This is a genomic window from Mammaliicoccus fleurettii, from assembly GCF_002018435.1.
GTDB lineage: Bacteria > Bacillota > Bacilli > Staphylococcales > Staphylococcaceae > Mammaliicoccus > Mammaliicoccus fleurettii.
Genome location: NZ_MWJM01000001.1, coordinates 117,808 through 134,973 on the forward strand (window position 1 = coordinate 117,808; position 17,166 = coordinate 134,973).

Annotated in this window: 26 protein-coding genes; 15 read left to right on the forward strand and 11 right to left on the reverse strand. The window is 31.0% G+C overall.

What is annotated here, in order from left to right; translation table 11 throughout:
- Position 1 precedes the first annotated feature (1 nt).
- The 6 genes from B2G86_RS00530 to rny all read left to right on the forward strand — a co-directional run bounded on the left by B2G86_RS00530 (position 2) and on the right by rny (position 6,114).
- The gene (locus tag B2G86_RS00530) at positions 2 to 817 is read left to right on the forward strand and encodes a YmfK family protein (protein WP_078356181.1); all 816 of its coding nucleotides are present in this window, start codon (positions 2 to 4) and stop codon (positions 815 to 817) included.
- A 21-nt stretch (positions 818 to 838) separates the two neighbouring features.
- A complete protein-coding gene (locus B2G86_RS00535; protein ID WP_078356182.1) occupies positions 839 to 1,234 on the forward strand; it encodes a helix-turn-helix domain-containing protein in 396 nt (131 codons plus the stop codon).
- 64 nt (positions 1,235 to 1,298) lie between these two features.
- Entirely contained in the window at positions 1,299 to 1,880 is a 582-nt protein-coding gene (pgsA, locus tag B2G86_RS00540) for a CDP-diacylglycerol--glycerol-3-phosphate 3-phosphatidyltransferase (RefSeq protein WP_078356183.1), read from the forward strand.
- Positions 1,881 to 1,937: 57 nt separating this feature from the next.
- Positions 1,938 to 3,086, forward strand: coding sequence for a CinA family nicotinamide mononucleotide deamidase-related protein (locus B2G86_RS00545; protein ID WP_078356184.1), 1,149 nt, complete (start codon positions 1,938 to 1,940; stop codon positions 3,084 to 3,086).
- A gap of 211 nt (positions 3,087 to 3,297) precedes the next feature.
- Complete coding sequence (gene recA / locus B2G86_RS00550; protein ID WP_241837729.1) at positions 3,298 to 4,338, forward strand: recombinase RecA; 1,041 nt, start codon at positions 3,298 to 3,300, stop codon at positions 4,336 to 4,338.
- A 216-nt stretch (positions 4,339 to 4,554) separates the two neighbouring features.
- Complete coding sequence (gene rny / locus B2G86_RS00555; RefSeq protein WP_078356186.1) at positions 4,555 to 6,114, forward strand: ribonuclease Y; 1,560 nt, start codon at positions 4,555 to 4,557, stop codon at positions 6,112 to 6,114.
- A 93-nt stretch (positions 6,115 to 6,207) separates the two neighbouring features.
- On the opposite strand, the gene B2G86_RS00560 is transcribed toward rny, so the two are convergent.
- From B2G86_RS00560 to B2G86_RS00595, 8 genes are all read right to left on the reverse strand, one after another.
- Positions 6,208 to 7,434: a tyrosine-type recombinase/integrase gene (locus tag B2G86_RS00560; protein WP_078356187.1), complete on the reverse strand. Its 1,227-nt coding sequence runs from the start codon at positions 7,432 to 7,434 to the stop codon at positions 6,208 to 6,210.
- Between the two features lie 11 nt (positions 7,435 to 7,445).
- Positions 7,446 to 7,907 carry an ImmA/IrrE family metallo-endopeptidase gene (locus tag B2G86_RS00565; RefSeq protein ID WP_078356188.1) on the reverse strand — a complete coding sequence of 154 codons (462 nt, stop codon included), beginning with the start codon at positions 7,905 to 7,907 and terminating at the stop codon, positions 7,446 to 7,448.
- A 16-nt stretch (positions 7,908 to 7,923) separates the two neighbouring features.
- On the reverse strand, positions 7,924 to 8,295 hold the full coding sequence (locus tag B2G86_RS00570) for a hypothetical protein (RefSeq protein WP_078356189.1): 372 nt from the start codon (positions 8,293 to 8,295) through the stop codon (positions 7,924 to 7,926).
- Positions 8,296 to 8,387: 92 nt separating this feature from the next.
- Positions 8,388 to 9,026: a hypothetical protein gene (locus B2G86_RS00575; RefSeq protein WP_078356190.1), complete on the reverse strand. Its 639-nt coding sequence runs from the start codon at positions 9,024 to 9,026 to the stop codon at positions 8,388 to 8,390.
- Between the two features lie 235 nt (positions 9,027 to 9,261).
- Positions 9,262 to 9,468, reverse strand: a complete 207-nt coding sequence (locus B2G86_RS00580) for a hypothetical protein (protein ID WP_078356191.1) — start codon at positions 9,466 to 9,468, stop codon at positions 9,262 to 9,264.
- 189 nt (positions 9,469 to 9,657) lie between these two features.
- Complete coding sequence (locus tag B2G86_RS00585; protein ID WP_078356192.1) at positions 9,658 to 9,975, reverse strand: hypothetical protein; 318 nt, start codon at positions 9,973 to 9,975, stop codon at positions 9,658 to 9,660.
- 2 nt (positions 9,976 to 9,977) lie between these two features.
- The gene (locus B2G86_RS00590) at positions 9,978 to 10,505 is read right to left on the reverse strand and encodes a hypothetical protein (RefSeq protein WP_078356193.1); all 528 of its coding nucleotides are present in this window, start codon (positions 10,503 to 10,505) and stop codon (positions 9,978 to 9,980) included.
- A 31-nt stretch (positions 10,506 to 10,536) separates the two neighbouring features.
- On the reverse strand, positions 10,537 to 10,893 hold the full coding sequence (locus tag B2G86_RS00595) for a helix-turn-helix transcriptional regulator (RefSeq protein ID WP_078356194.1): 357 nt from the start codon (positions 10,891 to 10,893) through the stop codon (positions 10,537 to 10,539).
- A 135-nt stretch (positions 10,894 to 11,028) separates the two neighbouring features.
- Between B2G86_RS00595 and B2G86_RS00600 the strand changes: the two genes are divergently transcribed.
- Complete coding sequence (locus B2G86_RS00600) at positions 11,029 to 11,250, forward strand: helix-turn-helix domain-containing protein (RefSeq protein ID WP_078356195.1); 222 nt, start codon at positions 11,029 to 11,031, stop codon at positions 11,248 to 11,250.
- Positions 11,251 to 11,293: 43 nt separating this feature from the next.
- Entirely contained in the window at positions 11,294 to 11,458 is a 165-nt protein-coding gene (locus B2G86_RS13250) for a hypothetical protein (protein ID WP_158079007.1), read from the forward strand.
- A 3-nt stretch (positions 11,459 to 11,461) separates the two neighbouring features.
- Here the strand turns inward: B2G86_RS13250 and B2G86_RS00605 are convergent, their stop codons facing one another.
- Positions 11,462 to 11,662 (reverse strand): hypothetical protein, encoded by a 201-nt coding sequence (locus B2G86_RS00605; protein WP_078356196.1) that lies wholly within the window; start codon positions 11,660 to 11,662, stop codon positions 11,462 to 11,464.
- Between the two features lie 150 nt (positions 11,663 to 11,812).
- Between B2G86_RS00605 and B2G86_RS00610 the strand changes: the two genes are divergently transcribed.
- A complete protein-coding gene (locus B2G86_RS00610; RefSeq protein WP_078356197.1) occupies positions 11,813 to 12,040 on the forward strand; it encodes a hypothetical protein in 228 nt (75 codons plus the stop codon).
- Here the strand turns inward: B2G86_RS00610 and B2G86_RS00615 are convergent.
- Positions 11,995 to 12,186, reverse strand: coding sequence for a hypothetical protein (locus tag B2G86_RS00615; RefSeq protein ID WP_142242918.1), 192 nt, complete (start codon positions 12,184 to 12,186; stop codon positions 11,995 to 11,997). The genes B2G86_RS00610 and B2G86_RS00615 overlap by 46 nt on opposite strands.
- Before the next feature lie 204 nt (positions 12,187 to 12,390).
- On the opposite strand from B2G86_RS00615, the gene B2G86_RS00620 reads away from it, so the two are divergent.
- Positions 12,391 to 12,669, forward strand: coding sequence for a hypothetical protein (locus tag B2G86_RS00620; protein WP_078356199.1), 279 nt, complete (start codon positions 12,391 to 12,393; stop codon positions 12,667 to 12,669).
- A gap of 162 nt (positions 12,670 to 12,831) precedes the next feature.
- On the opposite strand, the gene B2G86_RS00625 is transcribed toward B2G86_RS00620, so the two are convergent.
- Positions 12,832 to 13,053 carry a hypothetical protein gene (locus B2G86_RS00625; protein WP_078356200.1) on the reverse strand — a complete coding sequence of 74 codons (222 nt, stop codon included), beginning with the start codon at positions 13,051 to 13,053 and terminating at the stop codon, positions 12,832 to 12,834.
- Positions 13,054 to 13,137: 84 nt separating this feature from the next.
- Between B2G86_RS00625 and B2G86_RS00630 the strand changes: the two genes are divergently transcribed.
- The 5 genes from B2G86_RS00630 to B2G86_RS00645 all read left to right on the forward strand — a co-directional run bounded on the left by B2G86_RS00630 (position 13,138) and on the right by B2G86_RS00645 (position 17,150).
- On the forward strand, positions 13,138 to 13,917 hold the full coding sequence (locus B2G86_RS00630) for a Rha family transcriptional regulator (RefSeq protein ID WP_078356201.1): 780 nt from the start codon (positions 13,138 to 13,140) through the stop codon (positions 13,915 to 13,917).
- Positions 13,918 to 14,110: 193 nt separating this feature from the next.
- Entirely contained in the window at positions 14,111 to 14,614 is a 504-nt protein-coding gene (locus B2G86_RS00635; RefSeq protein WP_078356202.1) for a helix-turn-helix domain-containing protein, read from the forward strand.
- Between the two features lie 10 nt (positions 14,615 to 14,624).
- On the forward strand, positions 14,625 to 14,801 hold the full coding sequence (locus tag B2G86_RS13255) for a hypothetical protein (protein ID WP_158079008.1): 177 nt from the start codon (positions 14,625 to 14,627) through the stop codon (positions 14,799 to 14,801).
- Positions 14,802 to 14,814: 13 nt separating this feature from the next.
- Positions 14,815 to 15,099, forward strand: coding sequence for a hypothetical protein (locus B2G86_RS00640; protein WP_078356203.1), 285 nt, complete (start codon positions 14,815 to 14,817; stop codon positions 15,097 to 15,099).
- Positions 15,100 to 15,173: 74 nt separating this feature from the next.
- Positions 15,174 to 17,150, forward strand: a complete 1,977-nt coding sequence (locus tag B2G86_RS00645; protein ID WP_078356204.1) for an AAA family ATPase — start codon at positions 15,174 to 15,176, stop codon at positions 17,148 to 17,150.
- Positions 17,151 to 17,166 lie beyond the last annotated feature (16 nt).

Below are 17,166 nucleotides of genomic sequence, written 5' to 3' on the forward strand. Positions count from 1 at the left end.
TATGGAAGAAGTAATTAAAAAAGAATGGTACTTAGAATATGATATTCAAGTAAATAGAGCAGGATTATTAGGGGATATATCTAGTCTATTAGGTATTTTAGGTATTAATATTATTACGATTAATGGTGTAGACCAAGGGAGAAGAGGTTTGCTCATTAAAACAGATGATATGAATAAAGTTAAACGCTTCGAAAATATCGTGAAAGAAATTGATGATATTACCATAAAGAAATTACGTACACCTGGTTTAAGAGATAGATTGGCAGTAAGACATGGTAGGTATATTAAACGAGATGTTGATGATAAAAAGACATTTAGATTTGAAAGAAAAGATTTAGGTTTGTTAGTTGATTTTATGGCTGAACTTTTTAAAGAAAATCGACATAAATTGATTGGTGTACGTGGTATGCCGAGAGTTGGTAAGACAGAGTCAGTAGTAGCAGCAAGTGTCTGTGCACATAAGAAATGGTTGTTTATTAGTTCAACTCTGATTAAACAAACTGTGAGAAGCTCTCTCTTAAAAGGTGAGTATGGAGACGAGAACGTTTATATAATTGATGGTGCTGTAACATCTAAACAGACAGATGAAAAGCATAAACAGTTGGTTAGAGAAGTCATGAGTTTACCAACTATTAAAGTCGTTGAACATCCTGATTTATTTGTGCAGCGCTCAGAATATAGTCTTGAAGATTTTGATTATATTATTGAATTGAGAGAAACTGAAGATCAAGAAATTACATACGAACAATTGAATAAAAATGATTTATTTACAAATGACAATATGGCATTTGGAGATGGATTTGGTTTCTTTGAATAATTTTGCTGAGGTGAATATATTTTGAAATATATTGGGGAAACATTAAGGAATAAAAGAGAACAGTTAGGTATGACATTAGTTGAACTTGAAAAAAAGACTAAGATACAGAGACCATTTTTAGTGATGATTGAAAAAAATGAATTCGAAAAATTACCAAATCCTGATTACGCTAGAGGATTCATCACTAAGTATGCATCTGCAATTAATGTAAGTCCTGCAGAATTAATTGATAAACATCAAAGTGAATTGCCTAAAACAACGCCATCTGCAAAAGAAGCATTTCGTATATTAACACAAGAGAAAAGAAGCCAAACAGAAATATCTGAGAATAAAATGGTCGCTAAGTTAATTACTCAAATGGTTACTTTCTTTGGCGTATGTCTTATTGCTTGGGTATTATTAATAATTATCATTTAATTATATAAGCGATTGATTTATAATAGTATTATTATGTGTTTGTATGAAAAGAAGGAGAAAGAATATGAATATTCCTAATCAGTTAACGGTATTACGTGTTATTTTAATACCTATTTTTGTATTATTTTTACTTGTTGATTTTAATATGGGACAAATGAGCTTTTTGTTCGGTCAAGAAATGCGAGTAGAACAATTTATAGCAGGTATTATCTTTATTTTAGCTTCTGTTACAGATTGGTTTGACGGCTATTTAGCTAGAAAATGGGAACTTGTAACAAACATGGGGAAATTTTTAGACCCATTAGCTGATAAATTATTAGTAGCTAGTGCATTAATTGCATTAGTAGAACTAGATAAAGTATCTTCTGTTATCGCAATCATTATTATAGCGAGAGAATTTGCAGTAACGGGGTTACGATTATTGCAAATAGAACAAGGATTTGTAAGTGCAGCAGGTCAATTAGGTAAAATTAAAACGGCGGTTACGATGGTAGCTATTGTATTTATTTTACTACAAGAACCTTTCTCTACTTTATGGCAAATTAATTTAGGGCAATGGCTAATGTATGTGGCTACATTCTTTACTATTTTATCTGGAATAGAGTATTTTTATAATGGTAGAGATGTATTTAAAGGATCAAAATAATAATGACAATCAACCTACAACATTGAGTTTGTAGGTTTTTCTTTAGGAGGAACATATATGAAAGTGAGCATATTAAGTGTTGGTACTGAAATATTATTAGGACAAATTGCGAATACCAATGCTCAATTTATCTCAAAAGTATTAAACGAACTTGGTGCTAGTGTTGTGAGACATGTTGCAGTTGGTGACAATCCGGAAAGATTAGAAAGAACTTTTAAAGAAGAATTATTTAACCATGATGTTGTTATTCTCACTGGAGGATTAGGACCAACTAAGGATGATTTGACGAAACAAACGGTAGCACAAGTGTTAGAGAGAGGTCTTGAAACAAATCAACAAGCCATGGGTCATATAGAGCGATATTTTAAAAATGAAAATCGCACTATGACGCCTAATAATAAACAGCAAGCGCTTGTTATTGAAGGTAGTGATGTATTAAATAATGATGTCGGTATGGCTCCAGGCATGTATTTGGAGTTAGATGACAAAAAAATTGTATTGTTACCAGGTCCACCAAAAGAACTTCAGCCTATGGTTAATCAATATCTTATACCATATTTCTTGAATGAAGCGCGTGTGATTTTCTCTGAGTCATTAAAGTTTACTGGAATAGGTGAATCAAGCCTAGAAACGGAATTGATGGATATAATAGATAATCAAACGAATCCTACAATAGCTCCTTTAGCAGGTCAACATGAAGTTTCATTAAGAATAACTGCAAATACAGAAACGAAACAAAAAGCGCTCGAATTAATCAAGCCTGTAAAAGAAGAAATTCTAAGTAGAATTGGTAAGTACTATTATGGCAGTGATGATTTGTCAATTGAAGAAGCGGTATTTAATGAATTAGATCAACCTTTTGTAATTTATGACGGCATAACTGATGGAGTACTATATTCAAGGTTAAAGCTTAGTGAGAAAAGTGAAGAGTACTTAAAAGCTTATACAGTTAAAAATGATTGGTCAGACAGTGTACTTAATATTGCACAAAATGATACAAGTGAAGAAATCACTAAAAAGTTAAAAGAAGTATTTAAAGTAGAAAGCACCATCTTATTATTGCAAGATGATAAAGAGTCTACAGTTTATATTTCGCATAAGCAAAAAAACAAAAAATTTATTTCTTCGTTAAGCCAATCATATGCTGGAAGACGTGATAGAATAAGCAATATAGCACTTATTGAATATTTAAACTTATTACGATGAGATTCATAATTTAATAATATCGGTACCTATGTTCGCATATTTTCAAAAAACGAACACAAAAACACGAACAAATATTCGCTTTATGCTTGCAATTTAGAACGAAACCAGATATAGTAATAATAGCTAATTAAACAAGTAAATTCATTTTATATATATAGGAGGTTATCGCGTGAACGACCGTCAGAAAGCACTCGATACAGTAATTAAGAATATGGAAAAATCCTTTGGTAAAGGGGCAGTAATGAAGCTAGGGGATAATACAAGTAGAGAAGTATCTGCAGTTTCTAGTGGATCTATCACACTTGATAAAGCACTAGGCGTTGGTGGATATCCTAAAGGACGTATCATAGAGATATATGGACCAGAAAGTTCTGGTAAAACGACAGTAGCTTTACATGCTATTGCCGAAGCACAACGACAAGGTGGCGTAGCTGCTTTCATTGATGCTGAACACGCATTAGATCCTGTTTATGCTAAGAACTTAGGCGTAGATATTGATAACCTATACTTATCTCAACCTGACCATGGTGAGCAAGGATTAGAAATAGCTGAAGCTTTTGTACGAAGTGGTGCTGTGGATATCGTAATTATTGACTCAGTTGCTGCTTTAACACCTAAAGCAGAAATTGAAGGCGAAATGGGAGATACTCATGTTGGTTTACAAGCAAGATTGATGAGTCAAGCTTTGCGTAAATTATCAGGAGCAATTTCTAAATCTAATACAACTGCAGTATTTATAAACCAAATTCGTGAAAAAGTTGGCGTTATGTTTGGTAACCCAGAAGTTACACCTGGTGGACGTGCACTTAAATTCTATAGTTCTGTCCGTTTAGAAGTACGTCGTGCTGAACAATTGAAACAAGGACAAGAAGTTGTAGGTAACCGTACTAAAATTAAAGTTGTTAAAAATAAAGTTGCACCACCATTTAGAGTAGCAGAAGTAGATATCATGTATGGTGAAGGTATTTCTCGTGAAGGTGAGTTAATAGACTTAGCTGTTGAATATGATTTTGTTGATAAATCTGGTGCTTGGTATTCATACAATGGAGAACGTATGGGTCAAGGTAAAGAAAATGTTAAATCTTATTTAAAAGAAAATCCAGCAATTATTGAAGAAATTGATGGTCTTTTAAGAGATGAATTAGGCTTCAATGGTAAAAAGAAAGAAGAAGTTAAAAAAGAAGATAAAGCTAAAAAGGAAGACAAAGCTGAAAAGACAGGAAGTCCAGGACAAGAAACTTTATTAGACTAAACTGTGTTTATCTATAAATTTAAACATTCTATGAATCACTTTTTTTAAAGTAGATTTGTAGAATGTTTTTTTATAAAAGAGTATTAAAAATAAAGTCCATGTCCTTGACACTTGTACAAATTTAAACGTACAATTGAGTTGTATGATTCCAATGTTCCATTTAATCATATTTTTGTATATATAAGACATAGAACCTAGATAGAAGGAGGTGTTTATGTGGACTTATTAACCCTCTTACTCATTTTGCTAGGAGTTATTCTAGGTGTTGTTGTAGGATACTTTTTCGCACATAATAGCTTAACGAAAAAGCAAGATCAAGCCCGTCAGTCTGCTCACTATATAATAAGTGAGGCTAATAAAGAAGCTGAGAGCCTAAAGAAAGAAAAGTTGATTGAAGCAAAAGAAGAAAATCAACAAATTAGAGATCATCTTGATAGTGAAATACGAGAGAGAAGAAGTGACCTACAAAAGCAAGAAGCAAGATTACTTCAAAAAGAAGAGAACTTAGAGCGCAAATCTGATCTTTTAGACAAAAAAGATGAAATTCTAGAAAACAAAGAAGCTAAAATTGAAGAGCGACAACAACAGGTAGATGCAAAAGAGAGTAATGTTCAAGAAATAATAACGAAACATGAACAAGAACTAGAACGCATCTCCGGACTAACACGTGAAGAAGCTCGTAAAGAGCAATTTTCACAAGTTGAAGAAGAACTGTCACATGATATTGCTGTACTTGTAAAAGACAAAGAACGCGAACTAAAAACAAATGTAGATAAGAAAGCTAAAGAACTGTTAGCAACAACAGTGCAAAGATTAGCTGCAGATCATACTTCTGAGTCAACTGTATCAGTTGTTAATCTACCTAACGATGAAATGAAAGGTCGTATTATCGGTCGTGAAGGTCGAAATATACGTACTTTAGAAACATTGACAGGTGTAGATTTAATAATAGACGATACACCAGAAGCAGTCATTTTATCTGGATTTGACCCAATTCGTAGAGAAATCGCTAAGACAGCTTTAACTAATTTAGTATCTGATGGACGTATCCATCCAGGTAGAATTGAAGATATGGTTGAAAAAGCGAGAAGAGAAGTTGATGAACTGATGAGAGAATCAGGTGAACAAGCTACCTTTGAATTAGGTATTCATAACTTACATCCAGAATTGGTTAAAATTTTAGGACGAATGAAATATCGTACAAGTTATGGCCAAAGTGTACTGAAACACTCTGTAGAAGTTGCACAACTTTCAGGAATGTTAGCAGCTGAATTAGGTGAAGATGTCACTTTAGCAAAACGAGCAGGTTTATTACATGATATTGGGAAAGCTATTGATCACGAAGTTGAAGGTAGCCATGTTGAAATAGGGGTAGAACTTGCAAAGAAATATCATGAACATGATACAGTCATAAATGCAATACACTCACATCATGGGGATGTAGATCCAACATCAGTCATTTCTATATTGGTAGCAGCAGCAGATGCATTAAGTGCTGCAAGACCAGGAGCTAGACGTGAAACTTTAGAAAATTATGTAAAACGCTTAGAAAGATTAGAAGAAATATCAGAAGGTTATCAAGGTGTAGAAAAAGCCTTTGCAATACAAGCAGGTAGAGAGATTAGAGTAATTGTTTCTCCTGAAGATATTGACGACTTGAAAGCACATAGGATAGCAAGAGATATTAAAGATCAAATAGAAGGTGAATTACAATATCCAGGGCATATTAAAGTGACAGTTGTCCGCGAGATGAGAGCAACCGAATACGCTAAATAGTTGCCCTTAAATTTAAAACCCTTTAACCACAACGGTTAGAGGGTTTTTTGTTTGCTTTTTAATGGAAATAAGGGCCAAAAAAGGGCTGTTTGGTTATAATATATCTTTTTTATCTATGTCCTCAAGTTTATTTATCAGCTCATTTTTCATCTGATTAGTAACGTGAGTGTAAACCCCTAAGGTAGTTCTATAATCACTATGACCAACTCTATCCATAATTGCTTTTATTGATATGCCCATTTGAGTCAGTAATGAAATATGAGTGTGTCTAAGGGTATGCGTAGTTATTTTCTTTTTTATTTTAAGATTAATTCTAGCTTTTTCAAGAGCTTCGTTAACTCTATTAAAATATATTGGATTACCTCTATAGTTTGTAAAAACAAAGTTTCTATTAATATATCTACTATCCCATTGGGTAGCCTTTTTATTTTCTAACATACAAGCTTTTAAAATTTCACAGCTGCGATTAGTCAGATCAATCGTTCTATAACTGTTGAGGTTTTTAGTAGTATCTTTTACCCCATACTGCCCTTTTGAGTTTGCTTTACGTTGTATGGTGCCATCAATTGTAAGTTTTTTATTTTTTAAATCTATATTTTCTTCTTCAATTGCTAACAATTCTCCTATTCTCATTCCATTTAAAGACAAAAATTCCACAATAGAATACATGAAAAAATAATGACGTCTGTTATCAATATTATTAGCAGTAATTTTCATTACATAAAGTTCATCAAGAATTTGTTTTAATTGATCTTGCTCTAAATAATTATTTTTCTTAGATTTAATTTCATCAAATGTTAAAGCTTTAATTGGTACACTTAAATCATTCAGATAAGGGAATGAAACGCCATAGTTTACTTTAATATAGGTCATTACTTTTTTGAATATACTTAAAACATCTCTATTAGTCTGATTTGAGTATTGATAGTCACTTAATTTATTAAAACAATTTTGTAGATAGGGTAGATTAAGTTTAGAAATTAGTACATCAAAATCTAATATTTTATATAATATTTTCCCCTTAGTTAAATAAGTTTTTATAGTAGTTTCTTTATTTTTGGTATTCACTTTATAATGTTGTTCCCACATATTGTAGGCTGTTTTGAAAGTTAATGTATTGAATCCTTCAATCTGACTACTGCTTTCTATTTTTTTGATTTTTTCATCTAGTATACGTTGTGCTTCTTTTCTTGATTGTTTAGTTTTAGAATTCATAAGTACACTGACTCTTTTCTTTTTACCAGTCATACTATCTTTATATTTTTCATAAAATCTATATTTTACTTTTTTATTACTGGATTTGTGTTCTTCTATCCACATTGATAGCCCTCCTAAATCAATTTAACGCCGACTAAACGGTGTGTTTTGCTTCTGTTCATCAATAACTCTAAGCGTTGATAAGCATCTTCAAAAGATACTCTAAAGTAGCCCATAATTAATTCTACAGTCCATAAATTATGCGTTACGATTAATCGTTCAGGCATCCTTAATAATAACGAGAACTTTTCGGCTTCAGCTTCTTGCTTGTAGTTAAATAAACCTTTCATTTTTGTCTGATTTCCTAAGTGCATATAGAAATGAGCGAACTCATGACAAAATTCGCGCCACATATTTTCTGAACTATCACTTCTAACACATATCACATCTCTATTCCTAATCTTTGCATATAATGTAGTAGGCGAGTTATAGACTACTATAATGTTATATATGCTACTTATATAATCAATATTCAAATCATTTTTATCTAAAATTGTATATGCTGTTATTTCGTTAACAACTTCTTCGACTCTCATAAAACATCCTCCAAATCTAATCAAATGATCTAATTAATTTAATAACTTTGCCTATGATATTAATATTATTAATATCATCGATAGGATGGATTGTATTATCAACAGATACATAGTTCGATAGTTTTTTGATTTCAAATTTATCTGATTCAGTAAAGTTAATTTCAGCAACAAACTGATTAAAAGGTGTTCCATTCATTTCATCATTAATAACTACAATATCTTTATCGAATAGTAAAGGTTCAATGTTGTCTGTGTCATCAAAGTAAACAACGATAGCTTGATCATTATTTTCTATTCTTTTGTTATCTCTTGAAGTAGCAAATTTTGATATTCCAATTCTAAATTGTTTGTATCTTTCTGGTATTTCAATTAAAGTGTTCGTATTCATGTTTATTTCCTCCTATTTTAAGAACGTATGTTCGGTTTAAGGTTGTAAGAAAAGCCGACCAGTATATTTAGTGGTCAGCTAAATTTTAAAAATTATTCATAGTCACTAGGATCATATTCATATCCGTATTGTTCTGCATCTCTTCTTCTTATATTTTCTTTTTCAGCTTCAGAAGCGTTATTCCATTCATCTTGGCCATTAACCCAATTTTCATGCGCTACTTGTTCACTAGGTGTTCTATAAACGCCGTTATTTTCATAATCAAATGTGTCTTCTGATTCTTCCATTTCTCTATCCATTCTTTCTTGTGCTTCAGGGCTTACACAACCACCTACGGTACAGAATGAACCATCTGGTTTATAGTATCCCATTGCATCGCCACCACCTGGAGCTTGAACATAAGTGTTTCCTTCTGCATCTACTTGACCGTTAACATTCTCCCCATTTTTAAACTTTTGAGCCATTTCGTCTTTTGTTGGTGTTTGTTCTTGTGTAGTTTGTTCTGTAGTGTTTACTTCTTCGGTCGGTTGTTCAATAGAAGTAGTTTCTTGAGTAGACTGTTCTTCGGTTTTAGGTTCTGATTTCTTAGTAGTTTCTTTTTTCTTAGGTTCTTTTTTTTCAATTTCTTTCTTTGTATCCTTAGTATCTTCTTTAGTTGAACTTTCTTCTTTTTGACCACATGCACCTAACAGCAAAGCAACTGATAGGATAGTTATTAATAGTTTTTTCATTTATGCATCTCCTTGTATAAATTTTATATTTTAATCAATTATTGTTATAATAAATGGGATATCGGGCGCTCGTGGTCATATTATTGTTCTCATACTCAAAGACTATGCGTTGCACTTTCTAACTACTTCTATTGAGTTTGTTAGCTTAGCTCAAAGTTGCCATATCTAAAAATTAGACTTAGGTTTTCTTTGAATTCACCCGATACTTACTATATATTACTATATAGTAGGGCAATTAATTACCTGTAAACGGTCTAGTAGCTGTAATTCCTAGGCTTGACGTTGGTACTGTTGCACGAGAGAATGTACTTCCTAAAGATGTTAGATTCTTGATAGTCGAACCATTCCCTTCTCTAATAGCTCTTAATGTTTTATAAGAACCAGACGATGCAATTGGTTTACCTAAAATTTCAGATACATTTGTAGCAGTTCCGTTGCTCAATTGTGTTATCGCCACCGTTTTTTATCGGTGGCTTCTTTGTGTTTCCACAAAGTTCAGCATATGTGTTTATCCCATTATAATTCAAACAACTATTATTTTGCTCTTTTTTGTCAAACTTGTTTATTAATCAAGTACAATCTAAAATTAGTGTAAAAAATATATTCAGATAGTGGTTGTGCTACCTGAATATCAATGTAAAAGTAATGGTACAATTATTCCGACTATGGTAATAACTAAACTAATTATTGCAATGGTTATCGTATTTTGATGTCTAATATCTTCTTTGATTTCTTTTCTATTTTCATCCATTTTATCAAATACTCTGTCTAATTTATTATCTAAGTGATTTCTAAATTGTTCATATTCTTCGCGTTTAATATGTTCACTCATACTATCTCCTCCATATACATTAGTGTTATTATCTATTATTTTAACATGAGGAGATAAAAGTTTTCCTTTTAAATTCCTTTTCATTAAAGAAGTTTCATAATCTATTACTTCACCCATATCTATACCTCCTTGCTTTTAGGAATCATAGGAATTTTTGTACAAAGTAATTCATTTAAATGAGTTTCAGTCATAATAGATGATAGATCTTCTTCTGAGAGAAGTTCAACATTAAATTTTGTATCGGTAACAAAGATTTTCAACATTCTAAAAGTGTGAGTCATATCATAAGTTCTAATGTCTTCCATTGCGATATCCGTATATACTTTATATAAGGTAAATTGAAAGTCTTTGTATGATTCTTTCATTTCTGAAGCTTCTATATTGATTGTCCAGATATTATTAACAGAATTACCTACTTGTCCAACTTTGTCATAAGAAATAATATTAACTAAAATATCATTTTTCTCACCTGGAATGTCCAATTCATTTAGTCCGCTTAATGTAAATCTTATACCTAATTCTGAGCCATTTTTTAAACGGTTAAAGTCTTTTAAAGGATTATCTTCTTTCATACCTGTTTGACTTATATAAAAATTAAAGCTTGATAAAGATGGTCTTATTTCAAAATCGCTATTAGGAATTTTCATTACATATACACCTCAATGTTATATTTTTATTTTACTTATCGCCTTTAGCTCTCATATCTTTTTCTATATAGTAATCAGTTAAATCAGATATTTCTTTCATAATTTCTTTTTTACTTTCATCAGACAAATTGTCCCAACCTTCTTTATCAGAGAACATTAACACTTCAGCATCTTCAAGCAGGTTAGTACTTTCTTTCTTAACACCACTTAAATCATCGATTGAAACGTCTAAGATATCTGCAATTTTATATAACATATCTAAAGAAGGTTTTCTTCTTCCGGTTTCATATCCAGTATACGCTGGACGAGAAATATCTAATTTTTTCGCTATGTCTTCTTGAGATAATTTTTTTAAGTTTCTATATTTCTTTAAATTTTTATTTAGCATATGAATGCACCTCTAATATTAATGTAACTCATTGTCACTTTGTAGTAAATGTAATTTTCCGCAACAATAGTATTGACTTTGTGACAAAACGTGACTATAATGAATGTAACGAAACGTCACAAGGAGGTGCTAACAATGAATAACAAATGGTTATTAGACCGTCGAAAAGAACTTGGTATGACACAGCAAGACTTAGCAAACATTACTGGATTGCATAGATCATATATCACTATGATAGAGAATGGTACTAGAAACCCTAGTGTAACGTCAGCTAAAAAGATAGCTAAAGCAATAAATGTTGAATGGGTAATTTTTTTTACTAACAATAGTGACAAATCGACACAAGTTTGCAATTAGAACACTTGATTTATTCGACCAACAAAATTAAGGAGGGTCAAATATGGAAAAGGTTTTTAAAGTAATCTCCCACATCACAATTGCCGTTGTAATATGGAAGATTTATAAACTTGAACAAAAATCAAGCTTCGAAAAAATGATAAAAGAATATCAAGAAATTCAATATAAAAAAGCAGTGGAAATGGGTCGAAATTTTATGAAACGCTAAAAATTAATGTAATTGATGCATTTCTCTAAGTAATTTCTCGATGAATTCATCATTAGATTTTTGATAAGCAAGTAATTGAATTTTTAAAGAATTGAGAGGATTACTTTCATCTGATTTTCCAGTCTCTTCATCAAAAATCTCTTGATATCTTGCATCACGTTCAGCGAATAGAGCATTAAATTTTTTATATTCAAGTTTAGACATGTTTTACACCTCCTTTGCTAAAAGGTGTAAACGAATTATATCAATTATAAATCATACAGACCATATGATTTATTCGACTAACACAAACTAATTATATCTATTAATCAGTGAACATGATAGACCAGTCAGTTCACGGAAGGAGAGGGTGCAATGAAGAAATTTAAATTATTTAATCACTATCAATACGAAATAAGTATTAAGAAGTTTAAAGCACTACATCTAATAACTCTAAATATAGTGCTTATAACTTATACGTATCAATTTTTGAAACAGTGGTGGTTAGAATTCAAAGATTACGAAAATGCTTTTGAATTATATTTCAAAACGACTAATCATTTTGAACGCTCATCTAAAAATTTTGATACTAAAGATAATTGAATTTTAGAATTAGTTTTCATGAATTCTTCCATTAAATATTTTTCAGTTTTATTTAATGGTCTAAGTTTAGCAAATTTTATAAATAGATTTTCTAAGTCATCACTATATTCTTGCCAATTATCATCAATAAATTTATCGATATTCAAAGTATCACCACCTTTCAATCTAATAATACAAATTTGAAAGTAATTAAGTAAGACAGAACTTAAAACGAACATGTTGGCGTCCTACTAGAGCGTTTAAGAGCGAGAGTGAGCGAAGATATGAGCCACGCTTAAATACATTTAATAGTCATTGCCAAGACTAAACGTTGTAATAGGACGTCAACAAAAGAAAAAGGAGGATATCTAATGATAAAAGAGAAACGTAATTCAGTAACGGTTTTACCTAGTAAGCAGAATACGATATTAGATGAAGAAATTTTCATTGAGCCTATCTATATTAAAGCAACAAGAGCTTGTGAATTATTTGATTTATCAAGATCTACAGTAAATAAATATCTTCAAGAAGCTGAGGAAGATGAAAAATACAGAAATAGAATATCAATAGCAGTTGCTCAAAATATTTTATTAGTAAATATAAGAGTGTTTGAAGAATTTTTAAGAAGTAAACATAAAAAGTTTTTATAAGGAGGAAATACAAATGAATTATCTACAACTAATCAAAATAACACTCCTAATCATCGTCTTGGCGGAGGAGATTAGAAGTGCTAGAAAATCAAAAATTCACATCAAAACAAGCGATGTATCAATAAGTGGTGATGCACTAACTAAATATCGAAATTCTCAAACTTAATCTTGAACATCATCGTTTTTTGTTTGTAAATTCTTGAATTGTTCATGAGCATATGATGTTGCATCCAAATATTCATTGAAATAAATTTCTCTACGATGATTCAAATAATCTGTATATTCTTCATTTGTTCCAAACTCATCACGATTTTGAACATGAGGCAATGTTTGAATATACGCACATCCAAAGTCAAACGCTTGAGTACTTACATTATTATTCATAAATTTCACCACCTTTCATAATAAATTAATTTAATTGTATCAAATCAAAATAATAAATCTACAAAAAATTAGGAGGTCATTCAAATGACAACAAATTTAAAAGTGATTGAACAAAACAAAGAATTATATGTAGATAGCAGAGAAATAGCAGAAATGGTTGGAAAACGGCATGCAAATTTAGTAAGAGATATTGAGAATTATGAAAGTGTAATTTCTCAAAACTCAAAATTGAGTTCTCAGAATTATTTCATAGAAAGCACTTATAAAACTAAAGGTAATAATAAATCTTATAAACACTATCTTCTAACTAAAAAAGGTTGCGACATGGTAGCAAACAAAATGACTGGAGAGAAAGGAATTTTATTCACTGCAACTTATGTAGATGCGTTTTATCAAATGCAAGAACAAATCAAACAGACTGCAATTACTTCATCTGATAGTTACATGATTGAAGATCCCGTACAAAGAGCTAAACGTTGGATTGAAGAGCAACAAGAAAAATTAATGCTTGAACAAGAAATTGGGGAGTTAAAACCAAAAGCCGATTATGTTGATGAAATTCTTAAAAGTAATGGAACAATGACAGTTACACAAATAGCAGCCGATTATGGATTATCAGCAACTAAATTAAACAAAATACTAAACGAAGCAAGATTGCAAAGAAAAGTTGGAGATCAATGGATTTTGTATAAAGAACACATGAATAAAGGATTAACAAAATCTAATACTATTTCAATAGTTCGTACTGACGGAAGAAATGATACTAAGTTACAAACTAAATGGACTCAAAAGGGACGTTTAAAAATACATGAAATTCTTTCAGAAAAAGGATATGAAGCTCAATTATCAAGTGAGATTGCATAAAAAAATAACTGAACTAGGTGACCAAACCTAGTCCAGTTACACTCAACGACCAAATTGAGATTTTAGAACACATCATTTATTCGACCAAATGATGATAACTAAATAATACATCACTTGATGTGAACTTTAAAGACAGAACAGTTAACCAAACAGGCGATTTTTAAATATAGATTATAGAAAGTAGGTATACAACATGACACACATAATTAGAAGACAAATAGAACGAACAGGAATGACTCAACAACGTTTAGCAGATATAGGACTAACAACTAAAAGTAATATGTCAATGATGGTTAACGGTCAAAGAAACATATCATCAGACACATATAAAGCATTAGCAACAAATAGTAATGATGGTGTATTTGTAACTGATACCTTAAATGAGTTTTCAGATGGCTTTTCAACACCAGCACACAGTGATCGTGTGTATTACGACCACCCAGGATTAATCAAAGAACAATTAATAGTAGAAATGTATGAAGCAATAGAGTCACTAAAAAGGGCTGATTTTAGTAAAAGACCCGAATTCATGAATAGAGAAGAGAAAGAAAGCGTATTAGAAACGATGTCTGAATGTAGGGACGTATTATTTCAAGGGCAGATGTTTATAAATAAAACTTGTGAACACATTCATCAAAATCCAAGGGATGTAGTTAAAGCACATGAACAGAAATTAAAAATGGAAAGAAGAATCTAGGAGGGGTTAAATGAACATCTTAAAGTACCCAATATTAACTTTAGTAATTGTAATTGAATTTTTTATTGTAGCTAGTTTTTCAGTAACGCCTATAGAACATTCATTTATGTTCTGGCTAGTAACGATATTATTTTTTGAAATGTTCGATCACTTATTTAATGAGTTAAAAAGCGAAGAAGATATTTAAAGGAGGGATCTAAATGTTAGAAGTTGGAGAAAAACGAAATAGTAATTTTCAGTTACAGGGTTTTTGGTTTGAAAAAGAAATTGGTTATTACGGTGACTATATTGATATGAAAATTACGTGCAAAAAAACAGAAAGAACGGTAGTTTCAGCTTGTTTCTCATCAGCTGATGATTATGAAACGCAAAAAGAAAACATTGTAGCAATGATTAATGATTACTTGTTAGAAAACACGACCGAAAATGAAAGACTGTACAACTACTTGACCAGTAGAAATTGGAACCATGATTTATTCGACTAAAAAAAGACACCTCAACAAAGGTGTCCGACTAAGAAATATTATTTGTAACTATTATACCACAGGAGGATATGGATATGAAAATTAAGTTAATTAAATTAGTGCTAGATAACTTTAAAGGCGCTAAACACTTTGAACTAAACACAGATGGAAAAGACATTGTGGTTAAAGGTGAGAACAACACAGGTAAGACAACAATTGCAGATGCGTTCTATTGGTTACTTTTCAATAAAGATAGTAAAGGTGCTACCAAGTTTGCCATTAAAACATTAGATAACGCAGGCGAAGAAATCAACAACTTAAAACATAGTGTTTATGCAGTATTGAATATTGATGGAAAAGAACATCATATTAAAAAAACTTATTCAGAAAAATGGACTCGTAAACGAGGACAAGCAAAAGCAAGTTTTACAGGACATGAAACTGTATACGAATTAGGTGCTTCTAAAGAAGAACTCACACCAAAGAAATTAAAAGACTTCAATGAATTTATTAATTCAATAATCAGTGATGAACAAATATTCAAATTAACAACTAATCCTTTTTGGTTCAACAGTTTGAAACAAGATGAACGCAAAAAAATACTAATGAGTTTAGTAGATGAAGTAACGGACGAAGATGTAATTAAATCAGATGACAAGTTAAAAGAACTTAAAAAGTTATTGGGTGATGGATCACTTGATGATTTCAAAATGAGAATAGCGAGAAATAAAAAAGCAATCAATGAAGATTTAAAAGCAATACCAGTAAGAGTTGATGAAATTAATCATAATATGCCAGACATTCAAAAATACGATAAGACTAAATTAGATAAAGAATTAACGGATATAAACAATGAAATCAAGTCAGTTGATGAACAAATCAAAGATATAGAAAACGGTTTATCAGTCGGAAAGATTGATAAGAATATCAAGTCTAAACAATTAGAGGTTCAGTATCTGATAGATAATCACAACAGTGATAGCAGAAGAAAATTAACTTCATTGATCAATCAAGAATCAGAACACGAAAGAGCGATAGCAGTTAAAAAAAGAGATTTAAATAACCTATATTCTGAACATCGAAGTAACGAAAGCGAACTGGAAGAACAGAACGAAAAGTTTAAGAGTTTAGGAAAAATGCATAAAGAGTTAGTAAATGAAGAAAAAGAGTTCTCAACTGCAACGGCATGTGATTGTTGTGGCCAAGATATACCAGCACATATGCAAGAACAAGCCATAAAGAAAATGCAAGAAAGTTACAACGTTGATAAGTCACAAAAGTTAGAGAGAATTCAATCAGATGGTATTGAAATTAGAAACAGAGTTAATTACCTATCTGAACAAAACAATGAAATTGAAGAATCTATTGAAAAACTCAAAAAAGAAATTGAAGAAGATAAGAAAACTTTAGAAAGCTTAAAAGAAGAAATCAAAGTTTTAGAAAGTAATAACACAAAAGTTGAAGATACAGACGATTACAAGCAATTAGATAGTGAAATTCAAGCACTTAAAGAACAAAAGGAACAATCTATCCAAAGTTTAAATGAAGACGTTGAAAGCCTTATTAAGAACAAAAAAGAACCTTTAATTAATCAACAAGAAGATATTAAACAAAAACTAGATGATATCAATGTAAATAAACGTGCAACTGATCGTATTAACGAATTAGAAAGTAAACAAGAACAACTAGCGCAAGAATACAACGAATTAGAACATGCAACATTCTTAACAGAAGAATTTACGAAACAGAAAGTAAATCTTATGGAAAGTTCAATTAATGACAAGTTTGAAATAACGAACTTTAAGTTATTCAACGTTTTAATCAACGAAGGTGTTGAAGATGTTTGTATCGCTATGCATAACGGTGTTCCATACGATAGTGGATTAAATAACGCAGCAAGAATCAATGTAGGTTTAGACATCATCAACGCTTTATCTAAACACTATGATTTCTATGCACCAATCATGATAGATAATGCTGAATCGGTTACAGATGTTCATAAAACAACATCACAACAGATTCAACTAGAAGTTAGTAAAGAAGACAAAGAATTAACAGTACAAGTAATTTAATAAAAAAATGGAGGAA

Bases quoted from the DNA above. Each gene is read 5' to 3' on its own strand.
- B2G86_RS00600 (WP_078356195.1), top strand. From the start codon at position 11,029: ATGAATAACAAATGGTTATTAGACCGTCGAAAAGAACTTGGTATGACA.
- B2G86_RS00610 (WP_078356197.1), top strand. From the start codon at position 11,813: ATGAAGAAATTTAAATTATTTAATCACTATCAATACGAAATAAGTATT.
- B2G86_RS00630 (WP_078356201.1), top strand. From the start codon at position 13,138: ATGACAACAAATTTAAAAGTGATTGAACAAAACAAAGAATTATATGTA.
- B2G86_RS00595 (WP_078356194.1), bottom strand. From the start codon at position 10,893: ATGCTAAATAAAAATTTAAAGAAATATAGAAACTTAAAAAAATTATCT.
- B2G86_RS13250 (WP_158079007.1), top strand. From the start codon at position 11,294: ATGGAAAAGGTTTTTAAAGTAATCTCCCACATCACAATTGCCGTTGTA.
- B2G86_RS00570 (WP_078356189.1), bottom strand. From the start codon at position 8,295: ATGAATACGAACACTTTAATTGAAATACCAGAAAGATACAAACAATTT.
- B2G86_RS00640 (WP_078356203.1), top strand. From the start codon at position 14,815: ATGTTAGAAGTTGGAGAAAAACGAAATAGTAATTTTCAGTTACAGGGT.
- B2G86_RS00620 (WP_078356199.1), top strand. From the start codon at position 12,391: ATGATAAAAGAGAAACGTAATTCAGTAACGGTTTTACCTAGTAAGCAG.
- B2G86_RS00575 (WP_078356190.1), bottom strand. From the start codon at position 9,026: ATGAAAAAACTATTAATAACTATCCTATCAGTTGCTTTGCTGTTAGGT.
- B2G86_RS13255 (WP_158079008.1), top strand. From the start codon at position 14,625: ATGAACATCTTAAAGTACCCAATATTAACTTTAGTAATTGTAATTGAA.
- B2G86_RS00625 (WP_078356200.1), bottom strand. From the start codon at position 13,053: ATGAATAATAATGTAAGTACTCAAGCGTTTGACTTTGGATGTGCGTAT.
- B2G86_RS00545 (WP_078356184.1), top strand. From the start codon at position 1,938: ATGAAAGTGAGCATATTAAGTGTTGGTACTGAAATATTATTAGGACAA.
- B2G86_RS00605 (WP_078356196.1), bottom strand. From the start codon at position 11,662: ATGTCTAAACTTGAATATAAAAAATTTAATGCTCTATTCGCTGAACGT.
- B2G86_RS00560 (WP_078356187.1), bottom strand. From the start codon at position 7,434: ATGTGGATAGAAGAACACAAATCCAGTAATAAAAAAGTAAAATATAGA.
- B2G86_RS00530 (WP_078356181.1), top strand. From the start codon at position 2: ATGGAAGAAGTAATTAAAAAAGAATGGTACTTAGAATATGATATTCAA.
- B2G86_RS00635 (WP_078356202.1), top strand. From the start codon at position 14,111: ATGACACACATAATTAGAAGACAAATAGAACGAACAGGAATGACTCAA.
- pgsA (WP_078356183.1), top strand. From the start codon at position 1,299: ATGAATATTCCTAATCAGTTAACGGTATTACGTGTTATTTTAATACCT.
- B2G86_RS00565 (WP_078356188.1), bottom strand. From the start codon at position 7,907: ATGAGAGTCGAAGAAGTTGTTAACGAAATAACAGCATATACAATTTTA.
- B2G86_RS00585 (WP_078356192.1), bottom strand. From the start codon at position 9,975: ATGGGTGAAGTAATAGATTATGAAACTTCTTTAATGAAAAGGAATTTA.
- B2G86_RS00645 (WP_078356204.1), top strand. From the start codon at position 15,174: ATGAAAATTAAGTTAATTAAATTAGTGCTAGATAACTTTAAAGGCGCT.
- recA (WP_241837729.1), top strand. From the start codon at position 3,298: ATGGAAAAATCCTTTGGTAAAGGGGCAGTAATGAAGCTAGGGGATAAT.
- B2G86_RS00590 (WP_078356193.1), bottom strand. From the start codon at position 10,505: ATGAAAATTCCTAATAGCGATTTTGAAATAAGACCATCTTTATCAAGC.